The organism is Ottowia beijingensis, from assembly GCF_013423955.1.
In the GTDB taxonomy this organism is placed as follows: domain Bacteria; phylum Pseudomonadota; class Gammaproteobacteria; order Burkholderiales; family Burkholderiaceae_C; genus Ottowia; species Ottowia beijingensis.
In genome coordinates, this window is sequence record NZ_JACCKX010000001.1 from 2,238,719 (window position 1) to 2,256,026 (window position 17,308).

A 17,308-nucleotide genomic window follows, 5' to 3' on the forward strand; every position below is an offset into this window, starting at 1 on the left:
CGCCCGCCAGGCCCAGTCGTCTTGCCATGACCTCTCTCACACGCGCCCCACGCGGCCGGATGGCCCGCTCGGTCGTCGCCCGCGCGTCGCCGCGCTGTGGCTGTCGGCCTGCCTGGCGACTGCGGCGTTCGCTGCTGCGCCTTCGGTGCCCGACACGGCCACGTTCGTCGACAAGGCCAGCGGCGTCACCTACGACTACCCGGCCAGCTTCAAGCTGGACCCGGAGTTCCATGGCTCGCCCGTCATGATCGGCGTGTCCGATTCGTCGATGGAAAAAGGCGACATCAGCTTTCGCTTCCTGACCGACCCAGCGCTCGTGCCAAAGGTAGACAGCGCCGCCGACGCCGAGCAGCTGGGCGCCGCGCTGCGCGCGCAACTGGACGCGTCCTTGCGGCGCGCGCAGTTTCAGCGCATGGGCAGCACGCAGCTGCTGGGGCGGCCCGCCGCCGACGTGGTGTACCGGCACATTCTTAATGTGGCTTCACGGCGGCCGCTGCAGCTGCGCCTGGTTGCCACGGTGATCGGTGGCAAGACCTACTCTCTGCGCTGCAGCTACCGGCCGATCTGGCCGCCGAATACGACGCGGTGTGCGACGCCATTCGCGACAGCGCCCGCCTGCGCTGACGGGCCGCTGACCGGCACCGGTGGCTAGGGCATGCCCCGTCGCCGCAGCGCACAAGTGGCTGTAAGCTGTAGTCACCCACCTCTTCTGGAGCTTGAATTCGATCAAACGTGTTTTGACGGGCGCCCTGTGCGCCGCCACCGTAGCCATGCTGGGTGCCGCGCTGCCGGCCCATGCCCAAAGCGCCGACACGCTGTCCAAGATCAGCAGCAGCGGCAAGATGACGTTTGCCTACCGCGAATCGTCGGTGCCGTTCAGCTACCTGGAAGGCCCGGAGAAGCCCATCGGCTTTGCGGTGGACATCAGCAACGCCATCGCCGACGCGGTGCGCAAGCAGACCGGCAAAAGCAACCTCACCGTGGGCTGGCAGGCCGTGACCTCGGCCAACCGCATTCCGCTGCTGCAAAACGGCACGATCGACCTGGAATGCGGCTCCACCACCAACAACAGCGCCCGCGGCAAGGATGTGGACTTTGCCATCAACCATTTCTACACCGGCACGCGCCTGCTGGTGAAGAAGTCGTCGGGCATCAAGAACTACGCCGACCTGAAGGGTACGACGGTGGCCATTACCACCGGCACCACCAATATGCAGGTGGTGCGCCGCTACAACGAGGAAAAAGGGCTGGGCATCAACATCGTGCCCACCAAGGACCACGCCGATGCCGCCCTGCTGGTTGAGGCCGACCGCGCCGCCGCTTTCGCGATGGACGACATCCTGCTGTTTGGCCTGAAGGCCAACGCCAAGGACCCGGCTTCGCTGGAAGTGGTGGGCGATTCGCTGCAGGTCGAGCCCTACGCCTGCATGATTCGCAAGAACGACCCGAAATTCAAGGCGCTGGTCGACGGCGTGATCACCGGCATGATGAAGTCGGGCGAGTTTGAAAAGCTCTACAACAAGTGGTTCATGCAGCCGATCCCGCCGCGCAACCAGAGCATCGGCCTGCCGATGAGCAAGGAGCTGCAGGACAACATCAAGGCCCCTTCCGATAAGCCGGCCACCTGATGGTTTGACCCAAAGTCGCAAGGCCCAAGGCCCGCTTCGAGCGGGCCTTTTTCTGGGCAATCAGGAAAAGCGCAATGCAGGCGTCGCCCGGCGGCAGGCGCGCGCGAGATCAGGCCTCGGCGTCGGCCTTCTTCAAATGGCGGTAAATGGTCTGGCGGCTGATGCCCAGGCGCCGGGCGGCCTCGCTGACGTTGCCGCCGCCATCGGCCAGCGCCTGCGCGATGGCCTGGCGGGCGATTTTTCGCAAGGCCGCCGGCGGCGCGGCTTCCGGTGCTCCGTCAGCTTGGCCCACCGAAATGGCGCGCGTTTCCGCCGCTTTACCGGCGGGCTGCACCCGCGCTGCCGGGCTGGCCAGCGCATCGCGCAGGTCGCTGGCCAGGTGCGGCCAGTCGATGGCCGGCTCGTGCGCCGGGTCGCGCAGCGCGCAGGCGGTTTGCAGCACGCTGGCCAACTGCCGCAGGTTGCCCGGCCATGTGTAGCCGCGCAGCGCGGCCAGCAGATCGGGCGCGATGCGCACGCCGCTGTCGTCCCACTGCGCCAGCATGCGCGTGGCCAGCGCATCGAAGTCCTCGCGCTCGCGCAAGGCGGGCAGCTTCACGCTGAAGCCGTTGAGGCGGTAGTACAGGTCGCTGCGAAAGCGCCCTTCCGCCACCGCGTCGGCCAGCACGCAGTGCGTGGCGCTGACCAAGGCAAAGTCCACAGGCACCGGCGTGCCGCCCAGCGGCGTGACCTTTTTTCCTGCAGCACGCGCAGCGACCGGGTTTGCAGCAGCAGCGGCATGTCGCCGATCTCGTCCAGGAAGAGCGTGCCGCCCTCGGCCTCGCGGATGCGGCCCAGGCTGCCGCCCTTTTGCGCGCCGGTGTAGGCGCCGGGGCGTAGCCGAACAGCTCTGCCTCGATCAGCGATTCCGGGATGGCCGCGCAGTTGACGGCCACGAAGGGCCGGCCGCGCCGCGGCCCGCTGTCGTGGCAGGCCCTGGCGAAGACTTCCTTGCCGACGCCCGATTCGCCCTGGATGAGCAGTGCGATGGGCTTGTCCAGAATGCGGCGCACCTGTTGCGCGGCGCGGCGCCATTGCGCGTCGCCCGTGTCGCTGGCTGCCAGCGCGTCCACGCGAGCCTCGGGAACGACAGTGCGCGCGGGCGTGCGCTGCGCGGGTTGCTCAACCCGCAAGAACATGCGCCGACCGTCCGGCAGGCGCACGGTGTGCGGTTCGCGCCCCGTGCGGGCCAGCAGGTGCGCCAGGCGTTCTTGCAGGCGCGTTTCCAGCTGAAGCGCAAAGAAGTCGTGCGGCGCCAGGCGCAGGGCGCGAATCGCTTCCTGGTTGGCGCCCAGCAGCGTGCCGCTTTCTGACAGCACCACGATGCCCTCGGCTGGCGTGTCCAGCCCTTCGGCGGCGCTGTGCAGGTGCACGCGCACCGCATCGCGGTAACGTGCCTTGAGCCAGTTGTTTTCGATCAGCCGCGCCGCGCTGCTGGCCAGCCCCAGCGCGTGCATGTGCGATGCGCGCTCGTCGCCCGAAATGTCGATGGCGCCAGCCACGGCCCCTGCGCGGTGAAGATGGGCGCGGCCGAGCAATGCAGGAAGCCATTGCGTTCCAGATAGTGCTCGCCGGCCCGCACCTGCAGCGCGCTGGCGTCTTCGATGGCGGTGCCGATGGCGTTGGTGCCCCGCACCGATTCGCGCCAGGACGCGCCGGTGCGCAGCTCCACCCGCTGCGCCTTGGTCAAAAAGCCGTGGTCGCCCACCGTGTGCAGCAGCATGCTGTCTACGTCGGCCAGCACCACCATGCAGTCGCCGCCGCGAATCTGGCCGTACATGAAGTCCATCACCGGGCGGGCGAAAGACAGCATCTGCGCGTTTTGCTCCAGCGATTGCGACAGGCTCAGCCCGCCCGCGGGCTCGGCCAGCTCGCGGCCGCCGAAAGGCGGCAAGCCTGCGTGCAGGCTGCGCTGCCAGGAGCGCGCCAGGCGGTCGTTCAACGCGCTGGGCAGGCAGGCACCGTGGTCCAGCAGGTGCCGGCGTGCCAGCTGCAGGCTGTCGGTCGCAATACCCATGGCTGTCTGTCTCCTGATCGGCCTGCCGAGGGGCGGCATGGCGGGTGTCGGGTGCCCGTGCGCACCGGCGTTCAAGCGCGCGGTCGGTGGGCTGTGCCAGTCTATCGGAGCGGCGCGGCGTATGAAATGCCCCTGCTCGGATGTGACGTTCCAAATTGTCCGGGCCTGTCACGCCCGCTGTTCCATAAAGTGACATTGCCCCGGGGCCAAGCCAAGCCACAGGGCTGCCAATTACAGGGTAAACCCGCGCCTTTGGCCCAGGTGTGCCAAGCTGGCACGGCCTGTGTATCTGTGCCTGCAGCCGACCCGCCTTGGGCGGCCGCATACCTACCTCTCAGGAGACAAGACCATGGACATGTTTGAGCTCAAACGTTTCGGCCTCGAAGCCGCCTACCCCTACAAACAGCAGTACGACAACTACATCGGCGGCAAATGGGTGCCCCCGTCGGCTGGCCGCTACTTCGAAAACGTCTCCCCCATCACCGGCAAGCCCTTCACCAAGGTCGCCCAGTCCGACGCCGAGGATGTGAACCGCGCCCTGGACGCCGCCCACGCCGCACAGGCCGCCTGGGCCAAGACCTCGGTCACCGAGCGCTCCAACATCCTGCTGAAGATCGCCGACCGCATGGAGCAGCATCTGCAGACGCTGGCCATCGCCGAAACCATCGACAACGGCAAGCCGCTGCGCGAAACCATGGCGGCCGACATTCCGCTGGCCATCGACCATTTCCGCTACTTCGCGGGCGCCATCCGCGCGCAGGAAGGCGGCATCTCCGAGATCGACGAAACCACGGTTGCATACCACTTCCATGAGCCTATCGGCGTGGTCGGCCAGATCATTCCCTGGAACTTCCCGCTGCTGATGGCTTCGTGGAAGTTGCCGCCCGCGCTGGCCGCCGGTTGCTGCGTGGTGATGAAGCCCGCCGAGCAAACGCCTGCCTCCATCATGGTGCTGATGGAGCTGATTGGCGACCTGCTGCCGCCCGGCGTGGTCAACATCGTCAACGGCTTCGGCAAGGAAGCGGGCGAGGCGCTGGCCACCAGCACGCGCATTGCAAAAATAGCCTTCACCGGCTCCACCCCGTGGGCCAGCGCATCCTGCGCGCGGCGGCCGACAACCTGATCCCCTCCACCGTCGAGCTGGGTGGCAAGAGCCCCAACATATTCTTTGCCGACGTGATGGACCACGACGACGCCTTCCTCGACAAGGCGCTGGAAGGCCTGTCGATGTTCGCGCTGAACCAGGGCGAGATTTGCACCTGCCCGTCGCGCATCCTGATTCAAGAATCGATCTACGACCGCTTCATCGAGCGCGCCCTCAAGCGCGTGTCCGCCATCAAGCAAGGCCACCCGCTGGACACCAGCACCATGGTGGGCGCGCAGGTGTCGCAGCAGCAGATGGAGCGCATCCTGGGCTACATCGACATCGGCCGCAATGAAGGCGTGCAGACTCTGACGGGTGGCGAGCGCAACCGCCAGGGCGGCGACATCAACGACGGCTTCTACGTCAAGCCCACGCTGCTGTTCGGCAAGAACGACATGCGCGTGTTCCAGGAAGAGATCTTCGGCCCGGTGGCGTCGGTCACCACCTTCAAGGACATGGACGAAGCCATCCACATCGCCAACGACACCACCTTCGGCCTGGGCGCAGGCGTGTGGTCGCGCAACGGCAACACGGCCTACAAAGTGGGCCGCGCGGTGCAGGCCGGCCGCGTGTGGACCAACTGCTACCACCTGTACCCCGCGCACGCGGCCTTCGGTGGTTACAAGAAGTCCGGCATCGGCCGTGAAAACCACCAGATGGCGCTGAACAACTACCAGCAGACCAAGAACCTGCTGGTCAGCTACAGCGAGAACAAGCTCGGCTTCTTCTGAGACCCCTGCCCCGGACGGCATGGATGGAGTTGGCCCGCCGCGCAGTCATGCGCCGGCGGGCCTTTTTGTCATGCAGGCGGGTGCAGCAGGATGATGGTTTGCTTCAATAAATATAGCTGTCAGCGCTGATCAGGCGGGCGCTAGCCCGGATATTTCACGCATGTAGCCAACGGCGTGCGCAGCGGGGCATCGCGGCGCGGATTTGAGCGAGCAAGGCCACGATGTTGGCCGCAGCCATGGGTGTGATGGTCGGCATGCGCAATGCCGTCGCACTGACCCCCACCCCGGCTTGGGTTGCGGGCCGTTTTTGTGTCATCGCGCCGGCCAGGCGCTGCTGGTGTGTTCAGGGTGAGCGCAGCTGGCTCATGGCGTGCGCGAAGGTCTGCGCACTGGGCCAGTTGGAGGCCAGGTACAGGCGGATGCGCCGCGTGTTGCGCGTCACCACTGCCGCCACCTTGAGCAGCTTGATGCGCAGCGTGTCGATCTGCGCCGTGGCCAGCTCTGTGCCCTGCAACGCCAACGCGCGCAGCCTCTCTACCAGCACGTAGCCCAGCGCGGCCAGCAGCATGCGCAGTTGGTTGGAGCGCAGCACATGGCAGCTCGTGCGCGTGGCGAACAGCCCTACCTGCGCTTCCTTGATCCGGTTCTCCGCCTCGCCGCGCTGGCAGTACACGCCGTCGTACAGCGCCTGGGGATCACCGGCAAGGTTTGTCACGATGAAGCGCGGGTTGCAGCCTTGCGCGCCCCATTCAAGCCGCGTGATCACGCGCCGCTCGTGCGGCCAGCTCTGTGCGGCGTAGTCGAATTCATCGACCATGCGCTGTTTGGCCCCGCTGCGCTCGTATTCGTCTTTCATTGAGAGTTCGGCAAACGCCACGCGCGCCTGCAGCCGTGCATTGCGCGCCAGACCCACGATGTAGTGCACGCCGGCGCGCTCGCACCAGTTCAGGATGCGTTGGCGGCAGAACCCGGAGTCGGCCCGAAACACGATGCGCACCTGCGGCCAACTCTGGCGCAGTCTGCGCACCAGCAGCTTGAGGATGGCCCCAGCGTGCTGCGCCGCATCGATGTTGCTGGGCCTCAAGTAGGCGCACAGCAGTTGCTGGCCGCAGAACACGTACAGGGGCAGGTAGCAGTAGCTGTCGTAGTAACCATGGAAGAAGCGTGCCTCCTGCTGGCCGTGCAACGGGTTGTCGGTGGCATCAAAGTCCAGCACCAACTCTTCGGGCGCGCTCTCGAAGCTGGCGATGAACTGATTGACCAACACCTCGTGCAGCCGCCACGCCGTGGCACGGTCGGCCCATTTCTCCAGTCGGCAAAGCGTGGGCGCGCTGGCAATCTCGTGGTCCACGCCAACAGCCGTCTGCACAGCCACGTCACAGCGCAGAGCACCGTGGTCGTTGAGGTCTTCCCAGCCCAGCGCCAGGCCGTACACCCGCTGGCGCAACATGTCGCGCACGTCGTGCGTGATCAGTAGCGGATTGCGCGGATCGGCGATGCAGCGCGCCGCCGCATCCATCAAGCCCAGCTTGCGATCGACCTGGCCAAGCAGCATCACGCCACCATCGCTGGTCATGCTGCCGCCGTCAAAACACCCCTGCACCACGCGCCGGCCCAACCGGCCAAAGTCCATGCTCCCAACGTCAATTTCTTCGGTACAGTTTGGCTTCGGCATTGCCCGCTCGTTGATCAAGATTCGACACCTGGATTTTCGGGCACACAAGGGCAATGCCGTACTCGTTTGTGGCTCTACTACGGTGAAATATCCGGGCTAGAGCCCGTTTTCTTTGACAGTCATTCGCCGCGGCAGCGCGCCGGGCGTCAAGCGCGGCGATTCAGTGTTTCAGAAGGCGACTCGCCGAACCGCTGGCGGTAGTTGGCCGCGAAGATGCCCAGCTGCGCGTAGCCCCAGGCCTCGGCCACGTCGCGCACGCGCGCGCCGGGCCGCGCCGCCAGCAGGTCTGCGCGCACGCCAGCCAGGCGCGCGTCGCGCAGCGCCTGCATCGGCGTGCATTGGCGGTATTCGCGAAACGCGGCGTTGAGCGTGCGCACGCTGACACCCGCATGGCTGGCCAGCGCGCTCAGCGTGGGCGCCTCGCGCGCGCGGTCGCGAATGTGCTGCTCGGCCATCAGCACGTGGCGCGGCGCCAGGCTGTGCAGCGTGGGCGATGTGGGCACGTCCAGCTGCTGGCGCCATTGCGTCAGCAGGTGCACGCCGATCATTTCCTCCAGGTGGCGCCCCAGCGGGCCGTGCTGCACCGCGTCGGGCATCTCGGTGATGCAGCGGCAGACGTAGCCCAGCAGCTGCATCCAGCTGGATTGCGCGCCGCCAAAGCGGTAGGCGCGCGCCCACATGCGTTCATCGGCGGGGCAGCCGAACCAGCGCTGGTGCAGCGCGGCCATGGCGTCGTGGCGAAACGTCAGGTTGACCTGCAGGTGCCGGGCGTCGGCGTCCAGGCGGTAGTGCGCGCGCGAAAGATCGACCAGGTACGAATCGCCCACGCCGGTGTCGGCGTGCGTGCGGCCGCTGGACCAGTGCCGCACCGCGCCTTGCAGCGTGGTCAGCACCAGGCCAATGCCGGCGCCTTCGTCAAAGCCGCTCAGGTGCACCGGCACGCCGTAGCTGAACCGGCTGAGCGTGAGCTGCCCGATCTGCATGGCGTCCAGCACCGCGTTGGGCTGGCGCGCCGGGCCGGCGGGCTTTGCGTCGTACGGCAGGTAGATCTGCCGGCACCAGTGTTGCACCTCGTCCCAGTCGGTGGACGCCACCAGCCGGTGGCGCTGCGAGGGCGCGCCATCGGCGCTGGTGATCAGCACATCGCGCATCGCTTGCATACCGGCACGCTCCTTGGGGCGCCGCGCGGTGCTGCGGCTCAGCGATGATGGTAAACGGTGGTTTCGAACTCGACAAAGCCGGGGTACGACACCGCGTCCTGGAACGGCAGGATCTGCGTGGCCCAGTAGCCGCCGATGCCGCTGGCGCGGTCGATCCAATAGTAGCAGTTGGCCAGGCCCGCCCACATCAACGAGCCCGCTGCGCGGCCGGACGGCGTGCGCTCGCGGTTGGTGAGGAAGGTGTACGCCCAGCCCTTGGGCGAGCCCGGGAAGAATTCGCCGGTGTTGCTGAGCGAGGGGATCGAGGTCGTCCACCCGCCGGTCGACAGGCCCATGGGCGCCAGGCCGTCGCGGCTCATCGCCTGCACCGTCTCGGGCTTGAGCACGCGGCCGTGCGGGCCGGCGCCGTCGTTCAGCATCATGCGGATGAACTTCATGTATTCGCCCACCGTGGCGTACAGGCCGTGGCCGCCCATGTCCATGGGGGCGGATCGGGCAGCGCCAGCACGGGCAGCGGCGTCAGCTTGCCGTCGGCCGCGCGGTCGTGGATGGTCACGCGGCGGCTGCGCATGGATTCGGTCATGCCGAAGCCGATGTCCTTCATGCCCAGCGGGCCGAAGATCCGCTCGGCCATCATCGCGCCCAGGCGTTGGCCGCGCTGCTGCTCGACTATGCGGCCCAGCCAGTCGATGTTGGGCCCGTAAGTCCAGGCGGCGCCCGGCTCATGCACCAGCACGGTACGGATGTAGGCAAAGTCGCAGCCCACCACCGTCGGGATGCCCTTGGCCGTGCGGTAGGCCAGGTCGTCGGCGCTAAAAACTCATACGCCAGGCCCGAGGTGTGCAGCATCAGGTCGTTGACGGTGATCGCGCGCTTGGGCGGGCGGGTGCGGGGTTGGCCGGCGGCGTCAAAGCCGTCCAGCACCTGCAGCTCGTCGATCTCGGGCACGTAGCGGCCGGCGGGGTCGTCCAGGCGGATCTTGCCTTCTTCCACCAGCTGCATCACGCATGCGCCGGTCAGCGCCTTGGTGGTCGAGAAGATGGCGAACACCGCGTCGGTGGTCATGGGCTGGTCCTGGCCCAGCTCGCGCGTGCCGGCCGCGCCTTCGTAGAAGTTGCCGTCGCGGTCGGTGACCATGGCGACGACGCCGGGTACGCCGCCGTGGCGCTGGGTGGTCTGGGTGAGCAGCGCGTCCAGCGCAGACGTGATGGTGCCTTGTGGCATGTCTTTGTCTCCTGTTTTTGGTGTGGTTTCGCGCCGCCCGGCGGCCCGGCGTCCGACGCGCCTTCACTCTAGGGCTGGCTGCGGCGTGGCGCTGTCTGGAACTGGCGCGGCAATGTCTCTGGCTGGCAGGAATCGTGGTGACGTACAAGGGGGCCATGGCGGCCCGGCGGCTGGCGCTGGCCACGCGAGCGCCAGCGCGGCGCGTGCATGTGCGCCAAAGTCATCACCTCAAGAAGACCGCCCCAAGCGGCGGCCGAAGCGGCCGGCGCGACCCACGCACCGCCCGTGCACGGACGACGCGGGGCAACTGGCGCGCCGCGCCGTCAGACGCCGGCAGCCTGTGCCTGCTTGTCGGCGTGATAGCTCGACCGCACCATCGCGCCCACGGCCGCGTGGGTGAAGCCCATGGCGTACGCCTCGCGCTCGAACATCTTGAAGGTGTCGGGGTGCACGTAGCGCTTGACCGACAGGTGCGCGTTGCTGGGCGCCAGGTACTGGCCGATGGTCAGCATGTCGACGCCGTGCGCGCGCAGGTCGCGCATCACGTCCAGAATCTCTTCGTCGGTTTCGCCCAGGCCCACCATCAGGCCGCTCTTGGTCGGCACGCCCGGGTGCAGGGCTTTGAATTTCTTCAGCAGGTTCAGGCTGAAGGCGTAGTCGCTGCCCGGGCGCGCTTCCTTGTACAGGCGCGGCACCGTCTCGAGGTTGTGGTTCATAACGTCGGGCGGCGCGGCTTTCAAAATCTCCAGCGCGCGGTCGTCGCGGCCGCGGAAGTCGGGCGTCAGGATCTCGATCTGCGTCTGCGGCGAACGCGCGCGCGTTTCGCGGATGCAGTCGACAAAGTGCTGGCTGCCGCCGTCGCGCAGGTCGTCGCGGTCGACGCTGGTGATGACCACGTACTTCAGCTTGAGCTGCGCGATGGTGCCCGCCAGATTGACCGGCTCGTTCACATCCAGCGGGTCGGGTCGGCCGTGGCCCACGTCGCAGAACGGGCAGCGGCGCGTGCACTTGTCGCCCATGATCATGAAGGTGGCCGTGCCGTGGCCAAAGCACTCGCCGATGTTGGGGCAGCTGGCCTCTTCGCACACCGTCACCAGCTTGTTCTGGCGCAGGATGTCCTTGATCTCGTAGAAGCGTGTGGTGCTGCTGCCGGCCTTGACGCGGATCCAATCGGGCTTCTTCAGCGCCGGGCCGTCGTTCTGCACCTTGATGGGAATGCGCGAGAGCTTGGCGCCGGCCTTCTGCTTGGCGGTGGCGTCGTAGGTTTCGGCGGGCTGGTGTTCGCGCACGACGGGGGCGTCGGGGCCGATGGTGGTGTTCGAGGTTGTGGAGGGCATCAATCGCGGCCAAGGCCGCTCCTACACCAAGCAGGGCGCGCCATCGCTGTAGGAGCGGCCTTGGCCGCGATGGCGCTCGGGTTCGATCACACCGCCAGCAAGCGGGTCAACTGTGCGGCCAACTGCTGCGCGGCCTCGTCCCACGTGGCGGAAACGCCGATTGTAGAAAGGTCCACCGTCTGCAAACCCGCATAGCCGCAGGGGTTGATGCGCTGGTAGGGAGATAGGTCCATGGCCACGTTCAGCGCCACGCCGTGATACGTCCGGTGGTTGCTGACCTTGATGCCCAGCGCGGCGATCTTGCCCAGGCCGCTGAAGTCGGGCTGCGGCGCCGGGCTGCCGGGCTCGCGCCGCTGCGGGCGCTGGGGCAGCACGGCGTGGCTGAAGGGGTCATCCAGCCGCACGTACATGCCCGGCGCGCCCGCCACGCGGTGGCCGGTGACGCCGAAGTGCGCCAGCGTGCGGATCACCGCCTCCTCCAACCGGTGCACGTATTCCTTGACGAAGTAGCTGCGCGCCTTCAGGTCGATCAGCGGATACGCTACCACCTGCCCCGGCCCGTGGTAAGTCACCTGCCCGCCGCGATCCGTGGGCACCACCGGGATGTCGCCCGGCATCAGCACATGCTCGGGCTTGCCCGCCAGGCCGAGCGTGAAGACTGGCGGATGCTCGCAAATCCATAGCTGCTCGCGCTCGCCGGGCAAGCGCTGGGCCACGAAATCCTTCATGGCGTCGAAGGTGGGCGCGTAATCCACGCGGCCGAGCAAGCGGACATCCATGCGGCGAGTGTGACACCATCGCCCCATGACCACCTTGCGCGCCGTGCAGGCCGACATCACCACGCTGGCGGTGGATGCCATCGTGAACGCCGCCAACTCCAGCCTGCTGGGCGGCGGCGGGGTGGACGGGGCGATCCACCGTGCGGCGGGGCCGGAGCTGCTGGCCGAATGCCGCGCGCTGGGCGGTTGCCCGACGGGCGAGGCCAAGACGACGCGCGGCTACCGGCTGCCGGCGCAGTGGGTGATCCACACGGTGGGGCCGGTGTGGCACGGCGGCGATCAGGGCGAGCCGGCGCTGCTGGCGTCGTGCTACCGCCGCTCGGTGGAGGAGGCGGTGCGCGTGGGGGCGCGCAGCATCGCGTTTCCGGCCATCAGCACCGGGGTGTATGGCTACCCGAAGGCGCCGGCGGCGCAGGTGGCGGTGGCAGCGGTGCGCGCGGCCCTGGCAGCGCACGCAGGCGCCATCGACGAGGTGGTGTTCTGCTGCTTCAGCGCGGACGATTTGCACACCCTGCAAGCGGCGCTGCAGCCGGGGTGATTGCTCTTATTGATGTAGCTGTTCGCGCTCGTCCGACGGGCGCTGTGGCCATATTTCATGTATATCCTGCGGCAGACCCGGCGCCATGTGCCGCGATCCGCCTGCCAACGTCGTGAACCCCCGTCTGCATTCCCCGCCAGGCTGCTGCTGGCCGTCGGCACGCTGCTGGGTCTGTACTTTCCGCTGGGCAAGCTGGCGCGGCTGGGTGGGGTGCCGCCGCTGTTGTGGGCGGCGCTGATTTCGCTGGGCGCCAGCGCGGTGCTGGGGGCGTGGCTGCTGCTGCGGCGCCGGGCGCTGGTGTGGGATGCGCAGCACCTGCGCTACTTCGTGGTCACGGCGCTGGTGTCGTACGCGGTGCCCAACGTGCTGGTGCTGAGCGTGATCACGCACCTGGGCAGCGGCGCCACGGCCATGCTGTTCACGCTGTCGCCGCTGCTGACGGCGCTGCTGTCTGCCCTGGCCGGGCTGCGTGCGCCGGCACGGCTGGAATACGCGGGCATCGCCATCGGCTTTGCCGGCGCGCTGCTGGTGGCGCTGGCGCGTGGCGAGGCCGGGCGGCCGGCCGACTGGCTGTGGGTGGGGCTGGGGCTGCTGGTGCCCGTGCTGCTGGCCATCGGCAACGTGTACCGCAGCCTGGACTGGCCGCCGCGCGCCGACCCCACCTGGCTGGCGGTGGGCAGCCACGGGGTGGCAGCGGCGCTGCTGCTGGCGGCGGGCGCGGTGACGGGGGCGTTCAGCGGCCTGCCGGCGCTGGCCGCGCTGCCGGGCATCAGCGCCTTGCAGGTGGCGGCGGCGGTGGCGATGTTTCCGCTGTTCTTCCGCCTGCAGCACGCGGGCGGGCCGGTGCTGCTGAGCCAGATCGGCACCGTGTCGGCGGGCGTCGGCGTGCTGATCGGCGCGGGGCTGATGGGCGAGCGCTACCCGGCGCAGGTGTGGTGGGGCACGGGCCTGATCGCGGTCGGCATCGGCCTGACGGTGCAGGCGCGGCGCCGTGGTGATTGATGGGAAAGCTATCGGCTTGAAGATGCGCTGGATTTTTGAACGCAAAGAACGCCGAGACTTGGCAAAAGGCGCAGAACAAGCGGGCGAAAACCTGGCGCGCGCTTTCACCAGCGATGGTGGCCATCTTCGGTGATGGCCGGCAGATGATGCTTGTGCGTCTTCTGCGCTGCCTTGGCGATTTCTGCGTTCAAGGGTTTTTCAAGTTGTGTTCTTTCGAGTCAACAAAGGAACTGAATGCTATCGATAAAGAAGCTGCCCGCGCTTTCTGGACGGGCGCTGAAGCGGGTTTTTGTTCGGATTCAAGGGCGGCGCCGGCGGGCTTGCTGGGGCTGGCACTGGTGGCCTGCGAATCCAGCCCGCCGACCGATTCCGTGGTGGCCGCCGCCGCGTCGGCACCGGCCGCGGCGGCCAGCACGGCGGCTGCCGCGCTGCCGCAGCGGCCCGCGCCGCTGGGTGCGGCATCGGTGCCCGAGCCGCCGGCGTCGCGCGCCTCGGCCCCGCCGCCGGCGCGCACCGAAAGCCACGGCTACGCGCTGCACTGGCAGCGGCCGCCGGTGCGCGCCGAGGGCGATGGCGTGACGGTGGTGCCGCAAGGCTGGGGCCGCGGGGTGCGGCTGGTGGTGACGTCCAGCGCCGGCGTCGGCCAGGTGGAGGTGCGGCCGGTGCGCGGCGTGTGGCCGCACCGGGTGCAGGTGGAGTTCGAGTACGCGGCCGGGCGCCCCTTCGATGTGCTGGAGGGCGTGCGTTTTCAGGTGGTCAATCCGGCGCACACGGCGGGCGACGAGGTGCCGCCCCTGCCGCCGGATGGCTTCAGCATCTGGCAGCGCGACAGCCGCTTCTGGGTAGCGCTGCCCGAGGGCTGGCTGGAGCGCCAGCAGACGCTGCGCATCGGCTGGGTGGATCGGTATCGCCGCTGAGGCTGCGCTGGGGGCAGCGCTGTGCGCGGGATGGCCGGGCGCCGGCAGTGGGGGTGCGCAGGCTCAGCGGTCAGAACAGGTGCGGCACAAAAACAAGCGATAGTGATTTGACGCCGTTTTACGGTATTGAATAGATAGCTGCTTGCGCTTGGTAATCGGGCGCTAGAGCCCTATTCAGTACTTGAAAAAATAAGCAAAGTCCCCCCTTGTTTCCCCCTTCTGGCGCGCAGGGGCTCGGCCCCGCTGCCTCGATCAGCGCCCCGTCGCCCCCGTCACAGCACCCACTTGGCCATTGGGTGCGTGCTGAGCGTGCGGTACAGCTCGTCGAGCTGCTCGCGGCTGGTGGCCAGCACGGTGAGCGTGACGCCCAGGTACTTGCCGCCGCCGCTTTCGCGCAGCTCCACGGTGGCGGCGTCGAACGTGGGGTCGAACTGCTTGGCGATGTGCGTCATGGCGATGACGAAGCCGTTCTCGTTCACGCCGACGACCTTGATCGGGAAGCGCGAGGGGTATTCGATCAGCGATTCGCGCTGCTCGGGCGTCAGCTCGATCGGGGGCTGAGGGGCTGGGTGGGTTCGGTCATGCGGTGAACAGCGCCTGCTTGGCGCGCTGGTAGGCGGCGTAAAGCCGCTGGGTGATGGGGCCGGGCCGGCCGTTGCCGACGGGCTGGCCGTCGAGCGTGGTGATGGGCAGCACCTCCTTGGTGGCCGACGACAGCATCAGCTCGTCGGCGGCCAGCACCTCGGCGCGCGGGATGCGGCGCAGCTCGAAGCCGATGCCCTCTTGCGCGCACAGCTCCTCGATGGCGCCGTAGCGGATGCCTTCGAGCACCAGGTGGTCCTTGGGCGGGCCCATCACGACGCCGTTCTTCACCACCCAGACGTTGCTGGCGGCGGCTTCGCTCAAAAAACCGTCGCGGAACATCACAGTCTCCAGCGCGCCCTGCTCGTAGCTGATCTGCCGCGCGAACACCGCGCCCAGCAGGCTGATGGACTTCAGGTGCGCCTTCTTCCAGCGGAAGTCGTCGGCTGTGACGCAAGGCACGCCCTGCGCGCGCTGCTCGGGCGTGGGCGGCTTCATTGGCAGGCAGGTGGCGAACACGGTGGGCGTCAGGCCCGGCAGCATGGGGTGGTCGCGCAGCGCCACGCCGCGCGTGACCTGGAAGTAGTAGAACCAGTCGAGCACGCTGTCGCGCTCGGGGTGCGCGGCGATCAGGTCGAGCGCGATCTGCCGCCATTCGGCGTGCGTGTGCGGGTTGGGGATGCGCGTTTCCGCAAGCCCGCGCTCCAGCCGTGCCATGTGCTGCTCGAAGCGGAACGGCTGCGGCGCGTGGCCCGGCTGGCCGTAGATGGAGATGCCCTCGTAGATGCCGTCGCCGAAGATGAAGCCGCGGTCCAGCGGGCTGATGCGCGCTTCGCGCAGCGTGGTGAGCTCGCCGTTCAGGTGGCAAGGCAGCGGCGGCAGGTGGGCGGCGGGGTCTGGGCTCATGGGGGTGTGCAATGGGTGGTGGCGGCGACCATTGTGGCCCAGCGCCTGCCCGTGCGCAGCAACGGCCGCGCACGCTTGTAGGACTGCGCGCCGCCTCATCAGGACTTCCCCTATAATCAGAGGCTTTGCAGTCGCAGACAGACACACGTCAACTGCACGTAATCCGAGATGACCACAATCGCACCTGATCCGGCGCGGGTGGGGTCTGCTGAAGAGGCAGATGATGCCGCCGAGGACGGATTCAAGCCCTGGAGCGCCGAGCAGGCGCAACAATGGCGTGCGGCGAATCCGCCGCTGTCGCCCTGGCCGGTGGTCGGGGTGCAGGCAGCGGTGGGGCTGATGGCGGTGGCCGTGGCCTGGCTGGTATCGGCAGGGCAGCGGCCCCCGGTCTGGTCGGTGGCCTACGGCGCGCTGGCGGCATGGTTGCCCGCGGTGCTGTTTGCCCGCATGGTGGCCCGCCGGATGCGACGGCAAGCCAACGCCGGCAGCGCCCTGATGGCGCTGATGGTGGGGAGGGGATCAAGATCGCGCTCACCGTGGCCCTGCTGCTGGCAGCGCCCAAGGTGCTGACGCAAGTGCATTGGCTGGCCTTGCTGGCCGGGTTTGTGGTGACGATCAAGGCGGCCTGGCTGGCCTTGTGGCTGATGTCGGCAAGGCGCCGCTCGGCAAAACGACAAGAGTGACGTAGGAACTGGTGACTTATGGCTGCTGAAACCGCTGCAAACGGACCAACCGCTGGGGCATACATCCAGCACCACCTGCATCACCTGCAGAAGAACTTCTCGTTCGAGACGGTCACGCAGAAGGACATCATCGACTTCAGCATCTTCAACCTGGACTCGGTGGTCTGGTCGATCTTGCTGGGCGCACTGGGCTGCTGGCTGCTGTGGCTGGGCGCGCGCAAGGCCACTTCGGGGTGCCGGGGCGCTTGCAGGCCGCGGTCGAAATCATGTCCGAAATGGTCGAGAACCAGGCCAAGGGCGTGATCCACAACGCCAAGAGCCGCAAGCTGGTGTCGCCGCTGGCGCTCACCGTGTTCGTCTGGATCTTCCTGATGAACGCCATGGACCTGCTGCCGGTCGATCTGATTCCCACCATCTGGCACTCCGCCGGCCCGGCCATGGGCGAGCCCGATGTGATGCGCTTCCTGCCCACGGCCGATCTGTCCACCACGCTGGGCCTGTCGGTCAGTGTGCTGATCGTCTGTCTGGTCTACAACGTGAAGATGAAGGGTGCCGGCGGCTGGGCGCACGAGTTGGTCACTGCGCCGTTCGGAGCCAACCCGCTGCTGTGGCCCATCAACTTCCTGATGCAGATCATCGAATTCGTCGCCAAGACCGTCTCGCACGGCATGCGACTGTTCGGCAACATGTTTGCCGGCGAACTCGTCTTCATGCTGATCGCCCTGATGGGCGGCGTATGGGCCTGGCAGTTCAACCCCTCTCGGGCGGTTTCTGGCTGGGTGTCGGGCACGTGATTGCGGGATCTGTGTGGGCGATCTTCCACATCCTGATCATTACGCTGCAGGCGTTCATCTTCATGATGCTGACGCTGATCTACGTGGGTCAGGCGCACGACGCGCACTGAGTTCCGCAATTTCCTTTTTTCCTTCAACTTTCCCTTTCTTTT

The 17,308-nt window shown here is 67.6% G+C and carries 20 protein-coding genes and 3 pseudogenes; 11 read left to right on the plus strand and 12 right to left on the minus strand.

All coding sequences use genetic code 11. From position 1 onward, the window contains the following. Positions 1-145 precede the first annotated feature (145 nt). Both H0I39_RS11270 and H0I39_RS11275 read left to right on the plus strand, forming a co-directional pair. Complete coding sequence (locus tag H0I39_RS11270) at positions 146-652, plus strand: hypothetical protein (protein ID WP_180550537.1); 507 nt, start codon at positions 146-148, stop codon at positions 650-652. Between the two features lie 118 nt (positions 653-770). Next, positions 771-1,628: an amino acid ABC transporter substrate-binding protein gene (locus tag H0I39_RS11275; protein WP_180551791.1), complete on the plus strand. Its 858-nt coding sequence runs from the start codon at positions 771-773 to the stop codon at positions 1,626-1,628. Between the two features lie 109 nt (positions 1,629-1,737). Here H0I39_RS11275 and H0I39_RS23300 read toward each other — a convergent pair whose 3' ends face one another. After that, positions 1,738-2,172, minus strand: a complete 435-nt coding sequence (locus H0I39_RS23300) for a helix-turn-helix domain-containing protein (RefSeq protein ID WP_307776900.1) — start codon at positions 2,170-2,172, stop codon at positions 1,738-1,740. A gap of 111 nt (positions 2,173-2,283) precedes the next feature. Further along, positions 2,284-2,680, minus strand: a pseudogene (locus H0I39_RS24135) (sigma 54-interacting transcriptional regulator); the annotation flags it as partial. On the opposite strand from H0I39_RS24135, the gene H0I39_RS24140 reads away from it, so the two are divergent. After that, on the plus strand, positions 2,594-2,980 hold the full coding sequence (locus H0I39_RS24140; protein ID WP_373368359.1) for a hypothetical protein: 387 nt from the start codon (positions 2,594-2,596) through the stop codon (positions 2,978-2,980). The pseudogene H0I39_RS24135 and the gene H0I39_RS24140 overlap by 87 nt on opposite strands. Positions 2,981-3,084: 104 nt before the next feature. Here the strand turns inward: H0I39_RS24140 and H0I39_RS23320 are convergent, their stop codons facing one another. Beyond that, on the minus strand, positions 3,085-3,684 hold the full coding sequence (locus tag H0I39_RS23320; protein WP_307776811.1) for a sigma-54-dependent transcriptional regulator family protein: 600 nt from the start codon (positions 3,682-3,684) through the stop codon (positions 3,085-3,087). Positions 3,685-4,033: 349 nt separating this feature from the next. Here H0I39_RS23320 and exaC point away from each other — a divergent pair. Next, positions 4,034-5,559: pseudogene (gene exaC / locus H0I39_RS11285) on the plus strand (acetaldehyde dehydrogenase ExaC). Between the two features lie 343 nt (positions 5,560-5,902). Here exaC and H0I39_RS11290 read toward each other — a convergent pair. The 7 genes from H0I39_RS11290 to lipB all read right to left on the minus strand — a co-directional run bounded on the left by H0I39_RS11290 (position 5,903) and on the right by lipB (position 11,734). After that, on the minus strand, positions 5,903-7,234 hold the full coding sequence (locus H0I39_RS11290) for an IS1380 family transposase (RefSeq protein ID WP_180550132.1): 1,332 nt from the start codon (positions 7,232-7,234) through the stop codon (positions 5,903-5,905). Between the two features lie 146 nt (positions 7,235-7,380). After that, on the minus strand, positions 7,381-8,394 hold the full coding sequence (locus H0I39_RS11295; RefSeq protein ID WP_180550538.1) for an AraC family transcriptional regulator: 1,014 nt from the start codon (positions 8,392-8,394) through the stop codon (positions 7,381-7,383). Between the two features lie 38 nt (positions 8,395-8,432). Beyond that, positions 8,433-8,876 (minus strand): serine hydrolase domain-containing protein, encoded by a 444-nt coding sequence (locus H0I39_RS22180; protein WP_373368292.1) that lies wholly within the window; start codon positions 8,874-8,876, stop codon positions 8,433-8,435. Further along, positions 8,828-9,130: a serine hydrolase gene (locus H0I39_RS24145; protein WP_373368293.1), complete on the minus strand. Its 303-nt coding sequence runs from the start codon at positions 9,128-9,130 to the stop codon at positions 8,828-8,830. The genes H0I39_RS22180 and H0I39_RS24145 overlap by 49 nt, the downstream gene beginning before the upstream one ends. Further along, entirely contained in the window at positions 9,064-9,618 is a 555-nt protein-coding gene (locus H0I39_RS22190; protein WP_257645765.1) for a serine hydrolase domain-containing protein, read from the minus strand. Before H0I39_RS22190 ends, H0I39_RS24145 begins: the two co-directional genes overlap by 67 nt. A gap of 323 nt (positions 9,619-9,941) precedes the next feature. Then, entirely contained in the window at positions 9,942-10,955 is a 1,014-nt protein-coding gene (gene lipA, locus H0I39_RS11305; RefSeq protein WP_180550539.1) for a lipoyl synthase, read from the minus strand. Between the two features lie 86 nt (positions 10,956-11,041). Next, positions 11,042-11,734 carry a lipoyl(octanoyl) transferase LipB gene (gene lipB, locus H0I39_RS11310; RefSeq protein WP_180550540.1) on the minus strand — a complete coding sequence of 231 codons (693 nt, stop codon included), beginning with the start codon at positions 11,732-11,734 and terminating at the stop codon, positions 11,042-11,044. Positions 11,735-11,759: 25 nt separating this feature from the next. Between lipB and H0I39_RS11315 the strand changes: the two genes are divergently transcribed. The 4 genes from H0I39_RS11315 (at position 11,760) to H0I39_RS11330 (ending at position 14,191) form a co-directional block, all read left to right on the plus strand. Then, entirely contained in the window at positions 11,760-12,272 is a 513-nt protein-coding gene (locus H0I39_RS11315; protein WP_180550541.1) for an O-acetyl-ADP-ribose deacetylase, read from the plus strand. A gap of 87 nt (positions 12,273-12,359) precedes the next feature. Further along, the gene (locus H0I39_RS11320; protein WP_308645835.1) at positions 12,360-13,274 is read left to right on the plus strand and encodes a DMT family transporter; all 915 of its coding nucleotides are present in this window, start codon (positions 12,360-12,362) and stop codon (positions 13,272-13,274) included. Beyond that, on the plus strand, positions 13,264-13,407 hold the full coding sequence (locus H0I39_RS11325) for a hypothetical protein (protein ID WP_180550543.1): 144 nt from the start codon (positions 13,264-13,266) through the stop codon (positions 13,405-13,407). The genes H0I39_RS11320 and H0I39_RS11325 overlap by 11 nt, the downstream gene beginning before the upstream one ends. A gap of 187 nt (positions 13,408-13,594) precedes the next feature. After that, positions 13,595-14,191, plus strand: a complete 597-nt coding sequence (locus H0I39_RS11330; RefSeq protein ID WP_180550544.1) for a hypothetical protein — start codon at positions 13,595-13,597, stop codon at positions 14,189-14,191. A gap of 272 nt (positions 14,192-14,463) precedes the next feature. Here the strand turns inward: H0I39_RS11330 and H0I39_RS11335 are convergent, their stop codons facing one another. Both H0I39_RS11335 and H0I39_RS11340 read right to left on the minus strand, forming a co-directional pair. Beyond that, complete coding sequence (locus H0I39_RS11335) at positions 14,464-14,742, minus strand: YbeD family protein (protein WP_180551792.1); 279 nt, start codon at positions 14,740-14,742, stop codon at positions 14,464-14,466. 28 nt (positions 14,743-14,770) lie between these two features. After that, entirely contained in the window at positions 14,771-15,679 is a 909-nt protein-coding gene (locus H0I39_RS11340; protein ID WP_180550545.1) for an aminotransferase class IV, read from the minus strand. Positions 15,680-15,847: 168 nt separating this feature from the next. Here H0I39_RS11340 and H0I39_RS24150 point away from each other — a divergent pair, with 168 nt between their 5' ends. From H0I39_RS24150 to atpB, 3 genes and pseudogenes are all read left to right on the plus strand, one after another. Then, positions 15,848-16,249, plus strand: coding sequence for an ATP synthase subunit I (locus H0I39_RS24150; protein ID WP_373368294.1), 402 nt, complete (start codon positions 15,848-15,850; stop codon positions 16,247-16,249). Next, entirely contained in the window at positions 16,216-16,362 is a 147-nt protein-coding gene (locus H0I39_RS24155; RefSeq protein WP_373368295.1) for a hypothetical protein, read from the plus strand. The genes H0I39_RS24150 and H0I39_RS24155 overlap by 34 nt, the downstream gene beginning before the upstream one ends. Before the next feature lie 18 nt (positions 16,363-16,380). Continuing rightward, positions 16,381-17,266: pseudogene (atpB, locus tag H0I39_RS11350) on the plus strand (F0F1 ATP synthase subunit A). Positions 17,267-17,308 lie beyond the last annotated feature (42 nt).

Excerpts from the sequence above, each read along its gene's own strand:
- H0I39_RS22180 (WP_373368292.1), bottom strand. The coding sequence starts at position 8,876 with ATGGACATGGGCGGCCACGGCCTGTACGCCACGGTGGGCGAATACATG.
- H0I39_RS11275 (WP_180551791.1), top strand. The coding sequence starts at position 771 with ATGCTGGGTGCCGCGCTGCCGGCCCATGCCCAAAGCGCCGACACGCTG.
- lipB (WP_180550540.1), bottom strand. The coding sequence starts at position 11,734 with ATGGATGTCCGCTTGCTCGGCCGCGTGGATTACGCGCCCACCTTCGAC.
- H0I39_RS24150 (WP_373368294.1), top strand. The coding sequence starts at position 15,848 with ATGACCACAATCGCACCTGATCCGGCGCGGGTGGGGTCTGCTGAAGAG.
- H0I39_RS11315 (WP_180550541.1), top strand. The coding sequence starts at position 11,760 with ATGACCACCTTGCGCGCCGTGCAGGCCGACATCACCACGCTGGCGGTG.
- lipA (WP_180550539.1), bottom strand. The coding sequence starts at position 10,955 with ATGCCCTCCACAACCTCGAACACCACCATCGGCCCCGACGCCCCCGTC.
- H0I39_RS23320 (WP_307776811.1), bottom strand. The coding sequence starts at position 3,684 with ATGGGTATTGCGACCGACAGCCTGCAGCTGGCACGCCGGCACCTGCTG.
- H0I39_RS22190 (WP_257645765.1), bottom strand. The coding sequence starts at position 9,618 with ATGCCACAAGGCACCATCACGTCTGCGCTGGACGCGCTGCTCACCCAG.
- H0I39_RS11340 (WP_180550545.1), bottom strand. The coding sequence starts at position 15,679 with ATGAGCCCAGACCCCGCCGCCCACCTGCCGCCGCTGCCTTGCCACCTG.
- H0I39_RS11290 (WP_180550132.1), bottom strand. The coding sequence starts at position 7,234 with ATGCCGAAGCCAAACTGTACCGAAGAAATTGACGTTGGGAGCATGGAC.
- H0I39_RS11295 (WP_180550538.1), bottom strand. The coding sequence starts at position 8,394 with ATGCAAGCGATGCGCGATGTGCTGATCACCAGCGCCGATGGCGCGCCC.
- H0I39_RS23300 (WP_307776900.1), bottom strand. The coding sequence starts at position 2,172 with ATGCTGGCGCAGTGGGACGACAGCGGCGTGCGCATCGCGCCCGATCTG.